Source organism: Pseudomonas orientalis (genome assembly GCF_022807995.1).
Classification (GTDB): Bacteria; Pseudomonadota; Gammaproteobacteria; order Pseudomonadales; family Pseudomonadaceae; genus Aquipseudomonas; species Aquipseudomonas orientalis_B.
This window is the reverse complement of record NZ_CP094351.1, coordinates 2,129,704-2,145,531: the sequence shown is the minus strand read 5'-3', so window position 1 is coordinate 2,145,531 and position 15,828 is coordinate 2,129,704. Positions and strand designations below refer to the sequence as shown.

The 15,828-nt window shown below is 62.4% G+C and carries 15 protein-coding genes; 1 reads left to right on the top strand and 14 read right to left on the bottom strand.

Going from position 1 to position 15,828, the window contains the following annotated elements:
* Positions 1-67: 67 nt before the first annotated feature.
* The 5 genes from MRY17_RS09600 to MRY17_RS09580 form a co-directional block, all read right to left on the bottom strand.
* Positions 68-829, bottom strand: coding sequence for an SDR family oxidoreductase (locus MRY17_RS09600; RefSeq protein ID WP_243353636.1), 762 nt, complete (start codon positions 827-829; stop codon positions 68-70).
* Between the two features lie 29 nt (positions 830-858).
* Positions 859-1,686: a DMT family transporter gene (locus tag MRY17_RS09595; RefSeq protein WP_243353635.1), complete on the bottom strand. Its 828-nt coding sequence runs from the start codon at positions 1,684-1,686 to the stop codon at positions 859-861.
* Between the two features lie 74 nt (positions 1,687-1,760).
* Entirely contained in the window at positions 1,761-2,666 is a 906-nt protein-coding gene (gene gcvA, locus MRY17_RS09590) for a transcriptional regulator GcvA (RefSeq protein WP_124423181.1), read from the bottom strand.
* Positions 2,667-2,737: 71 nt separating this feature from the next.
* Positions 2,738-3,913, bottom strand: coding sequence for a sensor histidine kinase (locus tag MRY17_RS09585; protein WP_243353634.1), 1,176 nt, complete (start codon positions 3,911-3,913; stop codon positions 2,738-2,740).
* 4 nt (positions 3,914-3,917) lie between these two features.
* On the bottom strand, positions 3,918-4,607 hold the full coding sequence (locus MRY17_RS09580; RefSeq protein WP_124423179.1) for a response regulator: 690 nt from the start codon (positions 4,605-4,607) through the stop codon (positions 3,918-3,920).
* A 247-nt stretch (positions 4,608-4,854) separates the two neighbouring features.
* On the opposite strand from MRY17_RS09580, the gene MRY17_RS09575 reads away from it, so the two are divergent.
* Complete coding sequence (locus MRY17_RS09575) at positions 4,855-6,075, top strand: alginate lyase family protein (RefSeq protein WP_181283583.1); 1,221 nt, start codon at positions 4,855-4,857, stop codon at positions 6,073-6,075.
* Between the two features lie 1,017 nt (positions 6,076-7,092).
* On the opposite strand, the gene MRY17_RS09570 is transcribed toward MRY17_RS09575, so the two are convergent.
* Genes MRY17_RS09570 through MRY17_RS09530 form a run of 9 tightly spaced genes read right to left on the bottom strand, consistent with a single transcriptional unit; the run spans position 7,093 to position 15,437 of the window.
* On the bottom strand, positions 7,093-8,181 hold the full coding sequence (locus MRY17_RS09570) for a protein-glutamate methylesterase/protein-glutamine glutaminase (RefSeq protein WP_243353633.1): 1,089 nt from the start codon (positions 8,179-8,181) through the stop codon (positions 7,093-7,095).
* Positions 8,144-8,677, bottom strand: coding sequence for a chemoreceptor glutamine deamidase CheD (gene cheD, locus MRY17_RS09565; RefSeq protein WP_181283190.1), 534 nt, complete (start codon positions 8,675-8,677; stop codon positions 8,144-8,146). Before cheD ends, MRY17_RS09570 begins: the two co-directional genes overlap by 38 nt.
* Positions 8,674-9,483: a CheR family methyltransferase gene (locus MRY17_RS09560; RefSeq protein WP_243353632.1), complete on the bottom strand. Its 810-nt coding sequence runs from the start codon at positions 9,481-9,483 to the stop codon at positions 8,674-8,676. The genes cheD and MRY17_RS09560 overlap by 4 nt, the downstream gene beginning before the upstream one ends.
* Positions 9,484-9,492: 9 nt before the next feature.
* Entirely contained in the window at positions 9,493-10,032 is a 540-nt protein-coding gene (locus MRY17_RS09555; protein ID WP_065952851.1) for a chemotaxis protein CheW, read from the bottom strand.
* A gap of 35 nt (positions 10,033-10,067) precedes the next feature.
* The gene (locus MRY17_RS09550; protein ID WP_243353631.1) at positions 10,068-11,726 is read right to left on the bottom strand and encodes a methyl-accepting chemotaxis protein; all 1,659 of its coding nucleotides are present in this window, start codon (positions 11,724-11,726) and stop codon (positions 10,068-10,070) included.
* A 29-nt stretch (positions 11,727-11,755) separates the two neighbouring features.
* A complete protein-coding gene (locus MRY17_RS09545) occupies positions 11,756-13,795 on the bottom strand; it encodes a chemotaxis protein CheA (protein ID WP_191953464.1) in 2,040 nt (679 codons plus the stop codon).
* Positions 13,796-13,836: 41 nt separating this feature from the next.
* Positions 13,837-14,124: an STAS domain-containing protein gene (locus tag MRY17_RS09540; RefSeq protein ID WP_104502457.1), complete on the bottom strand. Its 288-nt coding sequence runs from the start codon at positions 14,122-14,124 to the stop codon at positions 13,837-13,839.
* Between the two features lie 23 nt (positions 14,125-14,147).
* Positions 14,148-14,516, bottom strand: coding sequence for a response regulator (locus MRY17_RS09535; protein WP_010446480.1), 369 nt, complete (start codon positions 14,514-14,516; stop codon positions 14,148-14,150).
* A 9-nt stretch (positions 14,517-14,525) separates the two neighbouring features.
* Entirely contained in the window at positions 14,526-15,437 is a 912-nt protein-coding gene (locus MRY17_RS09530; RefSeq protein ID WP_375154658.1) for a methyl-accepting chemotaxis protein, read from the bottom strand.
* Positions 15,438-15,828: the final 391 nt, after the last annotated feature.

The window sequence follows — 15,828 nt, the reverse complement described above, 5'->3', positions numbered from 1 at the left end:
GTAACAAATTGCTACTGACAGGCTTCATGACCTTCGGGCATGAAACGAGACGAACGCGCCCGCCGGCTCATTTGCCTCCCGTCACGTCAAGGAATGTGCCGGTCACGAACGATGCTTCGGCGCCGGCCAGCCAGAGAATGGCCCGTGCCACTTCCTCTGGTTGGCCGCCGCGCCCCATGGGAATCGAGTCCTTGACGCGATCCACCCGGCCCGGCTCGCCGCCGCTGGCATGCATATCGGTGTAGATGTGCCCGGGTCGAACACAGTTGACGCGTATCCCCTCGCGCGCCACTTCCTTGGCAAACCCGATGGTAAACGTCTCCAGGGCGCCTTTTGACGCGGCATAGTCGATGTATTCGTTGGGACTGCCCAGGCGTGCCGCGCCGGAAGAGACATTGATCACCGCCCCGCCCGGCCCGTTGTGCCGGTAGGCCATGCGCTTGACCGCTTGCTGGGCACAGAGCATCGGGCCGATGGCATTGACCGCAAAGATGCGCTGCATGCGTTCAAAGCCAAGGTCCTCCAGGCGCGACTGGGTCGCCAGCACCCCGGCGTTATTGACCAGTACATCGATGCGCCCGAACGTGCGGTCGATGGCCGCGAACAACTGCGCGACCTGTTCGGGGTCTGCGCTGTCGGCCTGCACGGCCAGGGCTCTGCGCCCCGCTGCCTGCACATCCGCCACCACCGCCAATGCCGCAGGTTCGTTGGCAACGTAACTGATAGCGACGTCATAGCCCTTGGCGGCGGCCAGCCGAGCGGTGGCTGCGCCCACGCCGCGACTGCCTCCGGTGATCAGGATCAGGGGTGCCTGTATGACCTTATCCATTTAGATGATCTCCTGCGTTAGTGGCTGTATCAACCGATGATGAGGGTGCCGGCGACGATCACCCCACACGCCAGAATCCGGCGTAGGGTGAGCGTCTCGCCAAGAAACAGGTAGCCGATCAACAGTGCAAACAGCACGCTGGTTTCGCGCAAGGCCGATACCGCGCCCAAGGGTGCTTCGTTCATGGCGTAGATAACGATTGCATAGGCCAGCAAGGAGACCAGCCCGCCGAGCGCAGCGGTCAACGTGCCGGGCCGCACGCAGAACAGGCTGCGGGCATCGCGCAGGCCGATGTACACCAGCGGCATCAGCACGCCCCACAAGGCACACATCCATGCGGTGTAAGCCAGCGGCGCGCCGGAGAGCCGGGCACCGATGCCGTCGACGACGCTGTAGGCCGCGATGAAGCAGCCGGTGCCCAGCGCATAGGGCAGGCTGGGAACCGACAGACTGCGGCCCTTGAACGCCAGCGAAATGATCCCGCCAGAGACCAGCGCGATACCCAGCAACTCGCCAGGGGCAATGCGCTCGCCGGCAAAGACGGCAGCACCGAGAGTGATAAGGGCCGGTGACGAACCACGGGAAATGGGATAGATCTGCCCCAGGTCACCGACTCGATAGCTGCGCACCAGGAACAGGTTGTAGCCGACATGCAGTAATGCCGAGAGCAGCGCATACGCCCAGCTCTCCGACGCGGGTACCGGCATGAACGCTGCGGCGACGCAACAGGTGATGGCAATGGCGATGCACATCACGGTCATCGACCACAGCCGGTCGGCACCGCCACGCAGCAGCGCGTTCCAACTGGCGTGCAGGAGCGCGGCGAAAAGAACCAGGCAAACAAGATGGATAGGCATGCGCCATCTTAGGCAGCCCCGCCTTGGAACGACAGCGAAGTCTGCTCATTGCAGCATGAACGGATACTCATACCCTACTGAGCTGCCTGTTGCACTCTCAGCGCCTCGCCCATCAACCAGTGCCGGAAATCGAGGATGTGCGGCTGCGCCTCGATGCCCTTGGGGCACACGAAGTAGTAAGCCAGCGGCGAAGGGAAATGCACATCGAACAGCCGCACCAGACGGCCATCGCTGATTTCGTTTTCCACGTGGCCGCTGCGCACCAACGCAACGCCCTGGCCGAGCAAGGCGGCCTCGACCGTCATGTTGCTGTCACCGAACCTGACGCTTTCCCTGAGCGGCGAAAACACCAGTCCGACGGCTTGAAACCAGGCCTCCCACTTCGGCACCAGTTCGGCACCGTCGCGGGTCAGCAGCGGCAAGCGCAACAAGTCAGCCGGATCGCGTGGTGTGCCGAGGCGTTGCAGCAGGTCGGGGCTGGCCACCGGAAATACCTGCTCGCCGAACAGAAACTCTGAATACAGCCCGGGATAACTGCCCTTGCCCAGCCGAATCGCGACATCCGCCTGGCCCCCAGAGAAGTGGATGATCTTGTCGGTGGTGTCCAGCGAGACCAGCAGCTCCGGGTGCTGGCGGGCCAGATTCGGCAAGCGCGGCAGCAGCCATTTCAGTGCGAACGAATAGGTGGTGCTGACACTGAGTCGCACCCGGCCTTTTTGCTCGCGCAGATCGCCCAGGGTCGCCGCCAGGCTGATGAAAAATTCGCGCACGATCGGCGCCAGCTTAGCCCCCGCTGCGGTGAGGCGCAGCGGCTGACCCCGTTCAAACAGTTCCAGCCCCCACAATGTTTCCAGGTGCTTGAGCTGGTGGCTGACCGCGCTCTGGCTCACATGCAGTTCCTGGGCGGCGGCCGTAAAGGTTGGATGCCGCGTGGCGGATTCAAATGCGCGCAAGGTGGCGGTCGGCGGCAGGTCTCTCATAGGCAGGGTCTCGGCGAGTGGGCAAGAGCAAGCAGGGCATGAACTCAGGCTCATGTTACGCCGAGTCTGCCCTACACCGGAAACTGCGCCCTGATCAGCGCGCCACCCTCGGCCAGGTTACTGGCCGTCATGGCGCCGCCGTGGGCCTGGCAGATCGCCCGGGCGATGGACAAGCCCAGCCCGCTGCCGCCCGAATAACGCGCCCTGGAGCGTTCCGCCCGCCAGAAGCGATCAAATACGCTGTCCAGGTGCTGGGCGTCGATACCCGGGCCGCGGTCACCGATTTCAATCACCACCAGGCCCTGGACCTGGCGCGCCATGATATTCAATTCACCGCCGCCAGCCGCATAACGCAGCAGGTTATCCACCAGGATGTTGATGATCTGGCCCAGGCGATCGCGATCGGCATGTACACGCAGTCCATCGTCCATACTGACCTGCGTGCGCACGCCGGCCTGATCCAATTGCGGTTCAAACCAGGCCAACCGTTCGGCCACCAGGGCCTTCAGGGAGAAATCGCTGCGCTCCAGCACCAACCGGCCGGCCCGGGCCATCGACAACAGGTGCAGGTCATCCACCAGTTTGCTCAGTTGATCGAGCTGGCGCTTGACCATGCCCAACTGCGCGGCATCGCTGGGGAACACCTCGTCAAGCATACCCTGCACGCGCCCCATGGCGGCATTCAACGGCGTGCGCAGTTCGTGGGCAATGACCGCGCTGGACTCACGCACGTCACGCTCATAGCGCTCCAGTTGCGTGCCCATGCTGTTGAAGTCGCTGACCAGCCGCTGCAGCTCGTCGGGTGCATTGCGGTGCACCGGCAGACGCGTCAGGAAGTCCCCGCCGGCGACCCGCCTGGCGCCCTGGGCAACCGCTGAAAACTGACTGGACAACGGCCGCGAAAACCACAGGCCGCAGGCAATGATGATGGGGATGGCGACCAGCACCAGGCCAGCCAGTACCAGCCAGTCGTGATTGGCGATGGCCGGCTGGAAATAGTCCAGCGGGTAGTACTGGGCCACCAATTGACGCAAGCGCGCCTCGTTGAGTCCTGGATCGGCACGCAGTTGATGCAGCTCTTCGCGCAGCCCCGGCGGCAGGTGCTGCACAAAATCCCGATCCGACAGCGTGATGTTGAGCCACATGCACACCGAGATCACCACCACGGCGCCGATCGCCAGCAGGCTCATGCGCATGCCGATCCAGCGCCACAGCGGTTTGTCGTTGATCTGCGATTTATCCGGCATGGGTTTACCTGAACCGATAGCCAATGGAACGCACCGTCACCAGTACCCCGGCGATGCCATGGGTTTCCAGTTTGCGGCGCAGGTTGTGCACATGGGTGTCGACGACCCGGGCCAGGGCTTCGCTTTCCGGCAGGCAGATTTCCAGCAACTCGTCACGGGTGAAGGCCTTAGTCGGGGTCTGGAGCAACGTCACCAGCAGCTTGAATTCGGTGGGCGTCAGGTCCAGCCATTGCGCTGGCGCATCGCCTTGCTCGATGGCTGCGGTAAAGGCAACCAGATCCACCCGCAGGTTTTCATGGCGCAACAGCTGCGCCACCGGCTGGTTGCCGGTGGTGCGGCGCAGCACCGCCTGCACCCTCGCCACCACTTCGCGCGGGCTGTAGGGCTTGACCACATAGTCGTCCGCGCCGTAGCGCAAGGCGCCGAGCTTTTCCGGTTCGTCGCCCATGGCCGTGACCATGATCACCGGCGTGTCACTGCTGCGGCGCACCGCCGACAACACCTCGGTGCCACTCAGGCGCGGCAGCATCACGTCGAGCAATATCAGGTCGGGCTGCCAGCTCTTGTGCAGGTCGAGACCGCGTTGGCCGTCTTCGGCCAGGGCCACCTCATAGCCATCGCGGCGCAGATAGGCTTCGAGAATGCTGGCGCTGTCGGCGTCGTCTTCGACAATGAGGATACGTTTTCCTGACACAAAGAAGCCTCTTGATGAAACCTTGATAATTTACGAACGGTTTATTGAAAGTCCGCTGCCAGTATTGCCCTGTGCCCGACTTTCGCGAGCCGATCCTATGCCCACCAGCACATCGCTGTCCAAGCCTATCAACTCGCCTGACAGGCTCCATTCAAGCGCCAGCTGTTTCATCCCGGGGGCCAAACCTGGCCCTGTCCGTATGGCTGTCTACGCCACATAAGGTTGGACACATCAGGTCGAACACACGATGATTTCTTTCAAACACCTCACCAGAATAGCCGTGCTGCTCGGCGCGCTGGCGATGAGTATCGACGGTCAAGCTTCCTCCGCCCTGCCTGCCGATGCATTCGTCCACCCTGGCCTGCTCCAGACCGAGACGGACTTCACGCGAATACGCGAAAAACTGGCCAACCAGAACCCGCCGTGGCTGGCCGGCTGGCAAAAGCTGATCGCCAATCCGCATGCATCATTGGCCTGGCAGCCTAATCCAGTGCCCGTGGTGTACCGCACTTCAGCAGGCATAAATAACGACAGCACGCTGTTCAACGACGCCGCCGCAGCCTACGCACTGGCCCTGCGCTGGCAGATCTCGCAAGACCCCGCCTATGCCGACAAGGCCGTGGGCATTTTGAACCAGTGGTCTTCCACGCTTACCGCCATCAGGGACGAACCCGACAAGTTCCTGAAGGCAGGCTTGTTTGGTTATCAACTGGCCAACGCCGCCGAGTTATTGCGCAGCTACCCGAAATGGCAGACGGCGGACTTTCATCGATTTCAAAGCATGCTGCTCAACGTGTTCTATCCCATCAGTCATGATTTCCTGCTGCACCACGATGGAAGCCCGGCTGATCGTCACGGCGCCCGCTGGGACCTGGCCAACATGAACGCTATCCTGGCCATCGGCGTACTGACGGATCGCCGCGACCTCTACAACGAGGCCGTCGACTACTTCAAGCACGGCAGCGGTAACGGCGCCATCGAACACGCGGTCTGGAAGCTTTACGGCAATGGCCTGGGCCAAGTCCAGGAAAGCGGGCGTGACCAGGCTCACGCCCTGCTCGACATCGCCCTGCTCGGCAGTTTCTGCCAGATGGCCTGGAACCAGGGCGACGACCTGTTCGGCTACCAGAACAACCGCGTACTGCAAGGCGCCGAGTATGTGGCCCAGTACAACCTGGGCCACGATGTTCCGTTTACCCCTGTGCTCAACGGCGCGCTCAAACAGAGGATCATCTCGGCCAACCATCGCGGCGAAATCCGTCCGATATGGGAGCTGCTATACAACCACTACGTCGTACGCAAAAGCCTTAGCGCGCCGAATATGAAAGCCATGGTGAATAAGGTCCAGGTTGAAGGAGGCGGCGGCGATTATGGCCCTGGCAGCGGCGGTTACGAGCAACTGGGGTACGGAACATTGCTGTATTCGTTGGACGAATACGGTGTGTCAGACGCTGAATTGGTGCCGTAAAAGACGCCGATGCCGAACGGCCCCAATTGCCGCTACGGTGCTATGGGCACAGGTATCGACAAAACCCTGTAGCGCCCAAACGTAACCACGATGCGAAGCGAGCCGCTCTTGATCTTGATCTGCTTTTGATCTCAGGCGCCCCGTTAAACCACGCTGGCCGAACGCAGGCTTGAATCCGTGGGCAACCCGGCAGGACGCCGGGTTAGCCGCACTGGGCCAGGGATGGCCCATTGCGGCGGCCCACGGATTCAAGCCTGCGTTCGGGCACACCGAGCCTAGGCGAGGTGCCGAGTGGTGGGGCAAGAGCGTTTTGCTTACTTTTGCGCTTTTCAAAAGTGAGCCGCCGTAAGGGCGGAACCCATAGCAGCCGTGACCGCAGAAACGGATATGTACTCGATCTGATCCAACATCCTAGTCGGCCCTGAGGCCGCCATCGGGGGCAAGCCCCCTCCCACATTGGACCAGGATCGGCACAAAATTCTGGTCGGCCCTGAGGCCGCCATCGGGGGCAAGGCCCCTCCCACATGTGGACCAGGATCGACACAAAATCCCGGTCGGCTCTGAGGCCGCCATCGGGGGCAAGCCCCCTCCCACATTGGACCAGGATCGGCACAAAATTCTGGTCGGCCCTGAGGCCCCCATCGGGGGCAAGCCCCCTCCCACATTTGGACCAGGATCGACACAAAATCCTGGTCGGCTCTGAGGCCGCCATCGGGGGCAAGCCCCCTCCCACATTGGACCAGGATCGGCATAAAATCCTGGTCGGCCCTGAGGCCGCCATCGGGGGCAAGGCCCCTCCCACATGTGGACCAGGATCGACACAAAATCCCGGTCGGCTCTGAGGCCGCCATCGGGGGCAAGCCCCTTCCCACTTTTGGGCCAGGATCGACACAAAATCCCGGTCGGCTCCAAGTCCGCCATCGGGAGCAAGCTCCCTCACCACAGATCCGGCATCGCACCAAAGTTGTGTAGATACCTAGAGTGCCATGGGCGACCAATGCAGCCTGGAACTCACATTCACTTATGCAAAATCGCCCGATGAATATCCCCCAGCGCCATGATGCGCTGGGCGGCGTTGAGCTTGATCGCCTCCTTGGGCATGCCGAACACCACACAACTGGCCTCGTCCTGCGCCACCGTGGCGGCACCGGCGTCAAGCATCTCCTTGAGCCCGCGCGCGCCATCGTCGCCCATGCCGGTCATGATGATGCCCGTGGCGTTCCTGCCGGCAAACTTGGCCACCGAGCGAAACAGCACATCCACTGAAGGCCGGTGCCGGTTGACCAGCGGCCCGTCAATGACCTGAGCGTGGTAATAGGCGCCGCTGCGGGTGACCATCAGGTGCTTGCCGCCGGGAGCGATCAGGGCCAGGCCGGGCAGAATGCGGTCATTGTTACGCGCTTCGCGCACCTCGATCTCGCAGACGCTGTTGAGACGCTCGGCAAACGAGGCGGTGAATTTTTCCGGCATGTGCTGCACGATCACCATGCCCGGGCATACCCGCGGCAGCGCCGTCAGCACCGCCTCCAGCGCTTGGGTGCCACCGGTGGAGGTGCCGATGGCGACAATGCGTTCGGTGGTGTGCGCCATGGCCTGGCCATTGGCGGCGGGCAAAATGGCATCCGCACTGAGCTTGCCGGCCGGTGCCGGTGAAGGTGACTGGGCCGGGCTGACGCTGCGCTTTCCCAGGTTCCTGACGTTGGAATTAGCCGCGGCACGGATCGCCGCCACCAACTCGGCCGCCGATTCGATCAGGAAATTCTTCAAGCCGGTCGTGGGCTTGGTAATGATCTCCACAGCGCCTGCTGCCAGCGCCTGCAGGGAGGTTTCCGCGCCTTTCTGGGTCAGCGACGAGCAGATCACCACCGGCGTCGGCCGCTCGCTCATGATTTTCCTGAGAAAGGTGATGCCGTCCATGCGCGGCATTTCCACATCCAGCACGATCACATCCGGCCATTCCCGGGCGAGTTTGTCCATGGCGAAAATCGGGTCGGAGGCGGCCCCCATCACATGGATATCCGGCGTGTCAGCGAGAATCGCCAGCAGTACCTGGCGCACGACGGCCGAGTCATCGACCAGCAGCACACTGATTTTTTTGGTAGGCATCTTGTTGAAGTGTTCCCATAGGTTGGTGCCGGACCCAGACGTTGCCGTTCCACAGGTCGAACATGATCGTGCGGTAACCGGTACTGCCCATATCCTGGGCCGTCAGGTGCAATTGATAGCGTTCGGCCAGGGCCAGCGCCGCGCGAATATTCAGGCTGGCGACGTCGTGAATCGGCAGGCGCCGCTGGTGATCGGGAAACATTTCACCGCCGCCGAACAACTTGACCTGGTAATCCTGCGCACGCGTGCCATTGGCCTGCGCGTGGCGCAGCAGCAGTTCCAGGGCTTCGTCGCCATAGCGGCCATCCAGCGGCTGATGAATGCGCAGGCGCCCCGGTAGCATGAAGTGGCACATGCCGCCGATCTGTCGTTGCGGGTGCCAGAAGGTGATCGCCACGCAGGAACCGAGCAAGGTGCGCAGGCGCGTCGGCCGCGTCGCAAAGCTGACCTGCCCAGGCGCCAACACCACTTCGCCTACACCGACTGGTTTTTTCATGGTTTGCGGTAAATCGACGGCGCCACCAGCTTCAAGGTGTCGTTGACACCGTTGAGGCTTTCGGAGTGGCTGATGATGAAATAACCGCCGGGTTTAAGCAGCGGCAACAGGCGCGCGACCACCTGGCTCTTGGTCTGCTGGTCAAAATAGATCATCACGTTGCGCAGGAAGATCACCTCGAACTCGCCAAGGGCCGGCAGCGCTTCGTTAAGATTGACCTGCACAAAATTGACGCGGTTACGCAAAGCCTTGTCGATCAGGAAGGTGCCCTCCTGGCGGCCAATACCCTTGAGGCAGTACTTGGTCAGCAGCGGCTGGGGCAGCGTCCCGGCGCGCTCCATGGCGTAGTGGCCGTTGCGCGCCTTGGCCAGCACTTGAGTGCTGATATCCGAGCCAACCGCCTCCCAAGGCGTGGTGCCCAGGCCCTCGGCCAGCGTCATTGCCAGGCTGTAGGGTTCTTCGCCCGAGGAACTGGCCGCGCTCCACACGCGAAATACCTTGCCCGGTGCGGCCCTGGGCAGCACCTGCTGGCGCAGGAAGTCGAAGTGCTTGGGCTCGCGAAAAAAATAGGTTTCGTTGGTGGTCAGCAAATCCAGCGCAACCTGCAGCTCGCCCTTGCGTTGGTCATTCATGATCAGCTTGAAGTACTCGCCGTAGCTGTGCAGCTCGTAGTGCTTGAGGCGCTTGTACAGGCGCCCAGCCACCAGGGCTTTCTTGGCCGGCGACAGGTTGATGCCGGCCGCGCGGTACAGCCAGCTCTGGAACTGGCCGAATTCACGATCGTCGATGGAGGCGGTATCTGGCATGGTCGGGACTCAACGCGGATCGAGGTCGAGGGCCGCCGCCTGGCCGCCCTCGGCGAGGCTCGACATCTCATCGATGGACAGCACCTTGTCCACCTCCAGCACAATCACGAACTTGCCGTCGACCTTGGCCATGCCGCCGATGAAATCCGCGCGAATCCGCGCGCCGAAACTGGGTGGCGGCTCGATCTGCGCGGCCGGAATCTCTTGCACGGCAGACACGGTGTCGACCAGCAACCCGATGTCCTGAGGCCGTCCATCGTCGGTATTTGCCTCAATGATGATCACGCAGGAGCGCCGGGTGATCGTCGAGTTGGCCCGCCCAAAACGCGCCGACAAATCCACCACCGGCACCACCGCGCCGCGCAGGTTGATGACCCCGCGCACGAACGCCGGCATCATCGGTACCACGGTCAGGCTGCCGTATTCGATAATTTCCTTGATGCCCAGAATGCCGATGGCGAACATTTCGCCGCCGAGCATGAAGGTCAGGTATTGCGCGTCCTCATCCACCGCAACCGCGGTATGCCGAGTCGTCATCACTGCGCCCATGTCACTCTCCTTGTAGGCCCGTATCGATCGAGGGATCAGAAACGGGTGAAGTCCGATTCGTCAGGTGCGCTGGCCATGTTGTAGGCGAAGGCCTTGCGCGGTGCCGGTGATTTCGGGCGCGGTGGCTGACGGCCGGGCTTGCTGCCGGGGCTGTCGACGCTGCTGTTTTGAATCGCGGCTTTTGGGGTTGAATCCAGTACGAAGAAGCTCATGGCTTGTTGCAATTGCTCGGCCTGGCTGCTCATTTCTTCGGCCGTGGCCGCCAGTTCTTCGCTGCTCGAAGCATTTTGCTGGGTCACTTGGTTGAGCTGGGTCATCGCCGTATTGATCTGCCCGACACCGGCGGCCTGCTCTTCGGAGGCGGCGCTGATCTCCTGCACAAGGTCGGAGGTTTTGTTGATGGACGGCACCATTTCGTCAAGCAGCTTGCCGGCCTTCTCGGCCATGTCCACGCTGCTGGACGACAGCTCGCCGATTTCCTGGGCCGCGACCTGGCTGCGCTCGGCCAGCTTGCGCACTTCAGCGGCCACCACGGCGAAGCCTTTACCGTGCTCACCGGCCCGAGCGGCCTCGATGGCGGCATTGAGGGCGAGCAGATTGGTCTGGTAGGCGATGTCATCGATGATGCTGATGCGTTGGGCGATTTTCTTCATCGCCACCACGGTCTGCTGTACCGATTCGCCGCCTTCGGTGGCTTCCTTGGCGGCCTTGCTCGCCATGCCATCGGTGACCTTGGCATTCTCGGTGTTCTGGTTGATGCTGGCGCTCATCTGTTCCACCGAGGCGCTGGTTTCCTCGACACTGGCGGCCTGCTCGCTAGTGGCCTGGCTCATCGACTGCGCGGTGGCGCTGACCTGTTCGGAGGCGCTGGCAAGGTTATCGGCGGCGTTGCGCACTTCGCCGATGATATGCGCGAGCTTACCGACCATGTTGCGCATGGCGTTGAGCACCATGCCGGTTTCATCCTTGGCACCCGGTTCGATGTGGGCGCTGAGGTTGCCTTCGGCCAATTGTTCGGCGGCGGTTGCGGCCTGCCTCAGTGGCCGGGAAATAATCCGGGCGATGAACACCGCCAGGCCCAGGCCGATCAACAAGGCCGCGACCAGTACCGCGATGATGGACAGGCGTGCGTTTTCGTACAGCGCCGCACCCTTGTCACCCGCCATCGTCGCGCCGGCGTCATTGAGCTCGACCATTTTTTGCAGGCGGCTGGTCACTTCATCGAAATGCCCCTTGGACTCGCCCCTGAGCAAGCCGCGCGCCTGGACTTCCTGGTTCTGCCGGGAAAACTCGAGCACTTGCTTGCTGCTCGCCAGGTACGCGTCCCACGCGCTTTTCACGCTGGCCAGCAGTTGGCGATCTTCATCGTTCGACAGCAACTGCTCATAGGTGCCCATGCGGGTTTCGAACTGTTGGCGCGCGTCGGCGGCTTCACGTTCGGCCTGGGCCTTTTCCTCGGCGATCTCGGTCGCGAGGTGGCGGTTTTCTTTCAAGCGATAGTTGGCGGCAAAAAAACGCATGCCTGCCGCTGCGCGCATGGAAGGCATCCAGTTGCCCTTGATGTCCTGGGCTGCATGGTTGACCGCACCGAGCTGGAGGATGGCAAAGCCGCCCATGGCCGCAGTGAGCGCCAGGACCACCAGGAACGAGCTGATCAACTTGGTGGAAATTTTAAGATCGTAGAACCATTTCATCGGGGAACCTCCATGGAATTGCTTATGCGTCAGCGAACAACGACCGGCGGCGATTGAGGCGCCTGGGGCGTGCGGGCTTCCAGTTGTACGAGTTGGTTGAGCAGTGCCGGTACATCCAGGATCAGGGCCACGGCGCCGCTGCCCAATATGGTCGAGCCGCTGATGCCGCGCAGCGCGCCGAACAGCTTGCCCAACGGTTTGATCACGGTCTGGAACTCACCGAGCAGGTCATCCACCACCAGCCCGGCCTTGTGCTCGGCGTAGCGCACCACCACCACGTTCTGGCGCCGTGCAGCTGCGCCTTCGTGGCTGAAGTGGTCGCGCAGGTCCACCAGCGGCAAGACCTCGCCACGCAGGTCCAGATAGCCGTTGTCGTGGCTGGACTGGCGCCGGGTTTCGTCCAGTTCGATACATTCCTGGACCATGTCCAGGGGAATCACGTAGGTGGACTGGTCGATGCCGACCAGAAACCCATTGATGATTGCCAGGGTCAGCGGCAAGCGGATGCGCACCACCGTGCCCTCGCCGGGGCGGCTGTCCAGGTCGACGGTGCCACGCAACAAGGTGATGTTGCGCTTGACCACGTCCATGCCGACGCCGCGCCCGGACAGGTTGGTCACCGCCTCGGCGGTGGAGAAACCCGCTTCGAAGATCAAGTTGTAGATCTCCTGGTCGGTCAGTACTGCGCCGCTGGCCACTAACCCGCGCTCCTGGGCCTTTTGCAGGATGCGTTCGCGGTTGAGCCCGGCGCCGTCGTCGGCGATTTCAATGACGATGCTCCCCGAGTCATGGTAGGCATTGAGGCTCAGGTGGCCCTTGGTCGGCTTGCCGGCCGCACGCCGTGCCTCGGCGCTTTCGATACCGTGGTCCATGGCGTTGCGCAGCAGGTGCATCAGCGGGTCGCCGATTTTCTCGACCACGGTTTTGTCCAGTTCGGTGTCCGCACCGCTGATGATCAGCTCGATGTCCTTGCCCAGCTCCTGGCTGATATCGCGCACCACACGGCGAAAACGGTTGAACGTGTCACCAATGGGGATCATGCGCAGGTGCAGAGCGCCATCGAGAATCTCTTCGACCAGCGCCGATACCGTCGAGGTCGCCTCTTGCAAGGGGTCGTTGTTACAGGAGCGGGCCAGCAGGCTTGAGCCGGCACTGGCGATCACCAGTTCGCCGACCAGATTGATCAGCTCGTCGAGCTTGTCGGCGTTGACCCGCACGTAATTGCCGTCGCGCGGTTTCGCCTCGCTGGCGGCGACAGAACGCTGCGGTGTCGTCGCCACAAGGCCCTGCTCTGCCTGGGTGACCCGTTCGCCAGCAACGACCGCAGTGCTCCCAGGCGCTTCGTCCACCGCACTGATGTGCACCTCGCAGTCGTCACGCACAAAGTCGAACACTTCGTTGAGGGTGGCGTGACTGGCTGTCGAGCGTAAGTCGATCTCGAAACCCAGATAGCAGCTTTCCGGGTCCCAGGTGTCCATTGGCGGGATGCTGTCGGTCAGGGTGGTGACCTGCACCATCTGCCCCATGGTTTCGAGGTAGCGCAAAAATGACAGCGGGTCCATGCCATTACGGAACACGTCCACGCCGAAGCGCAGGCAGATGTGCCAGAGCACTTCGGCCGCCGCGTCGTCGGCCACCTCAGCGGTTGCAACGCTGGCAGCAGCGGTTCGCACCGGCTGATAGGCACTCAGCGCCTCGCGCAATGCCTCACCGCGCTCCAGAGCGGCAGGCGTCGGCGCCTCACCGCGGTTGGCGACCACTTCGACCAGTTCGAGCATGTGATCGCCGCACTTGAGCAGCAACGCGATCAATGCGGCGTCCACCACCACATTGCCTTCGCGCAGGCGGTCAAGCACGTCTTCGACGTTATGCGTGAACCCCACGATCGACGCCAGCCCGAAAAGGCCCGCCGACCCCTTGATGGTGTGCGCGGCGCGGAAAATCGCGCCAATGGCGTCCTGGTCGTCGGGCTCGCTTTCCAATTGCAGCAGGGATTGCTCCATGGCCTGCAACAGCTCGCGTGCCTCAACGATGAATGTCTGCTGTGCCTGATCGAGATTGATGCTCACCGGGACCTTCCTTGTCGATCAAAAAACGTGGGAAGCGCTGACTATGAGGCCGCGCTGCGACACAGTTGGAGCGCCTGCATGACCACCTGGCTCTGGCCGGTCACGCTCAAGGCTGTACCGGCGATGCCGGCTTCACGCTGGATGACCGCGAGCAACTGCAAGCCGGCGCCATCCATTTCCGTGACCTCCGACAGGTCCAGCTCCAGGCGCGGTGCCGCGCCCATCTGCGGCAGCAGCGCACCCGCCAGTTCCGCTACGGTGTAGATCGTCAGCTCGCCGTCAATGCGCACGCGGGCAGTGTCGTCGACTGTTTCGGTGGTTATCGGCATGGGAACCTCCCTGGCGCCGGGAATCAGGGCAGGATGAGTTTAGACACGGCTGCCAACATCTGCGCAGGCTGGAACGGCTTGACCACCCACGCCTTGGCGCCGGCGGCCTGGCCCTCGGCCTTCTTCGACTCCTGGGACTCGGTGGTCAGCATGATGATCGGGGTGAACTTGTAATTGGCCAGCTTCTTGACCTCCTTGACGAAGGTGATGCCGTCCATGTTGGGCATGTTCACGTCGCTGATGATCAAGTGCACTTTCTGCCCGGTCAGCTTGCTCAGGGCATCCTTGCCGTCGCTGGCCTCGATGACGTCATAGCCGGCGCTTTTCAAGGCAATGCCGACCACTTGCCGCACGCTGCTAGAGTCGTCGACCACTAATACATTCTTTGCCATGGTGTGCTCCTAAAAGAAGGTGATGTCTTGAGAGTTCTGCTGCGCGGCCGCCGCTCCGTGATGGAGGCGCCGTTGCTCGTCGGTGGCGTAGGTGGCTTCCATCCGCGCGAGCCACTGCCGGGCATCGACGCCCACGGCCTGGTCCGGCGCCTGGCTGGCTTGCTGGAGGTGGTCATGCAAGGCGTGCATGTTGTCTCGCACGTGGCTGAGGATCTGGCTGACCCGGTCCTGGAATTGCAGGCTGACCAGCACTTCGGTCATCTCATCACGGATGCCGTAGCTCTCCTGTTTGAGCAGGTCGGCAGAGTCGGCCAGGCGCCCGGTGATGTTCTGGAAGCGCTCAAGCACGCGTTGAATGCTGTTTTCGGACTCGGCCACCGAGTGGCTGTCCTGGTCGGCACTGCTGGACGCGGCCTGCACCAACTGCGTGATGGCGTTATTGATGATGTCGACCTTGGCCGACATCTGCTGGCCGGTTTCACTGGATTTGTTCGACAGGCTGCGCACCGCATCGGCCACCACCGCAAAGCCGCGCCCTGCCTCGCCGGCACGGGCCGCCTCGATGGCGGCGTTGAGGGCCAGCAGGTTGGTCTGGGCGGCAATCGCCGCCACGTCGGCGGCCATGGCGCGCAGTTCCTTGGTATAGGCGGTGAGGCTGCGGACCTGGGCCAGGGTCTGGTCACGGCTGGTCTGAGTGGCCTTGAGCGAGTTGATCACCTGGCTCAGCTCGCTGTCACTGCGCGCCAGCACCTCAAGCGCGCCGTCGGCGGACTGCCCGTCCAGTTCGCCGGCAGCCTGCTGCGACGCCTGTACCGTTTCCTGCAATCGCGCGGCGATCCCGGTGAAACGGTTGGCCAGGCTTACAATCGCTTCTTCAGTCTGATGCCGCGAGCTTTCCACCTGCTTGGCCCAGATCGGCATGGCGCCCAGCAACACTTCATCAAGCTGTGCGCGAGAAGCCACGCCGTTGCGCGCTGCGTCCACCGTTGACTGATCCGCCTGCGCCCGCGACATCGCGCGCAACACAGCCTTGCCCTGCGAACCTGTGCTCCAGGCACAGGCACCCAAACCAATCAATACCAGTACCGCACACGCCACCAGATTGGCTGTGGAGGCTGACTGCACCAGCAACCACACGACGGCAGGCACTACCGGGATCAGAGCAAACCAGCAAAAACGCGGAGAACCAGGAAGGGAAATGCGGACGGATTGACGCTGGGTCATGGGTTCGATCCTTGAACAGTGTTGCGGATATAGACGACATAGGGGTTATCTGCCCAGTGCCTCGCAACTTTAGAATGCTGATATGCCT

What these genes read in the sequence shown, in the direction of transcription:
- MRY17_RS09595 (WP_243353635.1), bottom strand. Translation starts at nt 1,686, where the DNA reads ATGCCTATCCATCTTGTTTGCCTGGTTCTTTTCGCCGCGCTCCTGCAC.
- MRY17_RS09555 (WP_065952851.1), bottom strand. Translation starts at nt 10,032, where the DNA reads ATGGGCGCAGTGATGACGACTCGGCATACCGCGGTTGCGGTGGATGAG.
- MRY17_RS09535 (WP_010446480.1), bottom strand. Translation starts at nt 14,516, where the DNA reads ATGGCAAAGAATGTATTAGTGGTCGACGACTCTAGCAGCGTGCGGCAA.
- MRY17_RS09530 (WP_375154658.1), bottom strand. Translation starts at nt 15,437, where the DNA reads ATGCCGATCTGGGCCAAGCAGGTGGAAAGCTCGCGGCATCAGACTGAA.
- MRY17_RS09575 (WP_181283583.1), top strand. Translation starts at nt 4,855, where the DNA reads ATGATTTCTTTCAAACACCTCACCAGAATAGCCGTGCTGCTCGGCGCG.
- MRY17_RS09600 (WP_243353636.1), bottom strand. Translation starts at nt 829, where the DNA reads ATGGATAAGGTCATACAGGCACCCCTGATCCTGATCACCGGAGGCAGT.
- MRY17_RS09560 (WP_243353632.1), bottom strand. Translation starts at nt 9,483, where the DNA reads ATGCCAGATACCGCCTCCATCGACGATCGTGAATTCGGCCAGTTCCAG.
- MRY17_RS09550 (WP_243353631.1), bottom strand. Translation starts at nt 11,726, where the DNA reads ATGAAATGGTTCTACGATCTTAAAATTTCCACCAAGTTGATCAGCTCG.
- MRY17_RS09570 (WP_243353633.1), bottom strand. Translation starts at nt 8,181, where the DNA reads ATGCCTACCAAAAAAATCAGTGTGCTGCTGGTCGATGACTCGGCCGTC.
- cheD (WP_181283190.1), bottom strand. Translation starts at nt 8,677, where the DNA reads ATGAAAAAACCAGTCGGTGTAGGCGAAGTGGTGTTGGCGCCTGGGCAG.
- MRY17_RS09585 (WP_243353634.1), bottom strand. Translation starts at nt 3,913, where the DNA reads ATGCCGGATAAATCGCAGATCAACGACAAACCGCTGTGGCGCTGGATC.
- MRY17_RS09540 (WP_104502457.1), bottom strand. Translation starts at nt 14,124, where the DNA reads ATGCCGATAACCACCGAAACAGTCGACGACACTGCCCGCGTGCGCATT.
- gcvA (WP_124423181.1), bottom strand. Translation starts at nt 2,666, where the DNA reads ATGAGAGACCTGCCGCCGACCGCCACCTTGCGCGCATTTGAATCCGCC.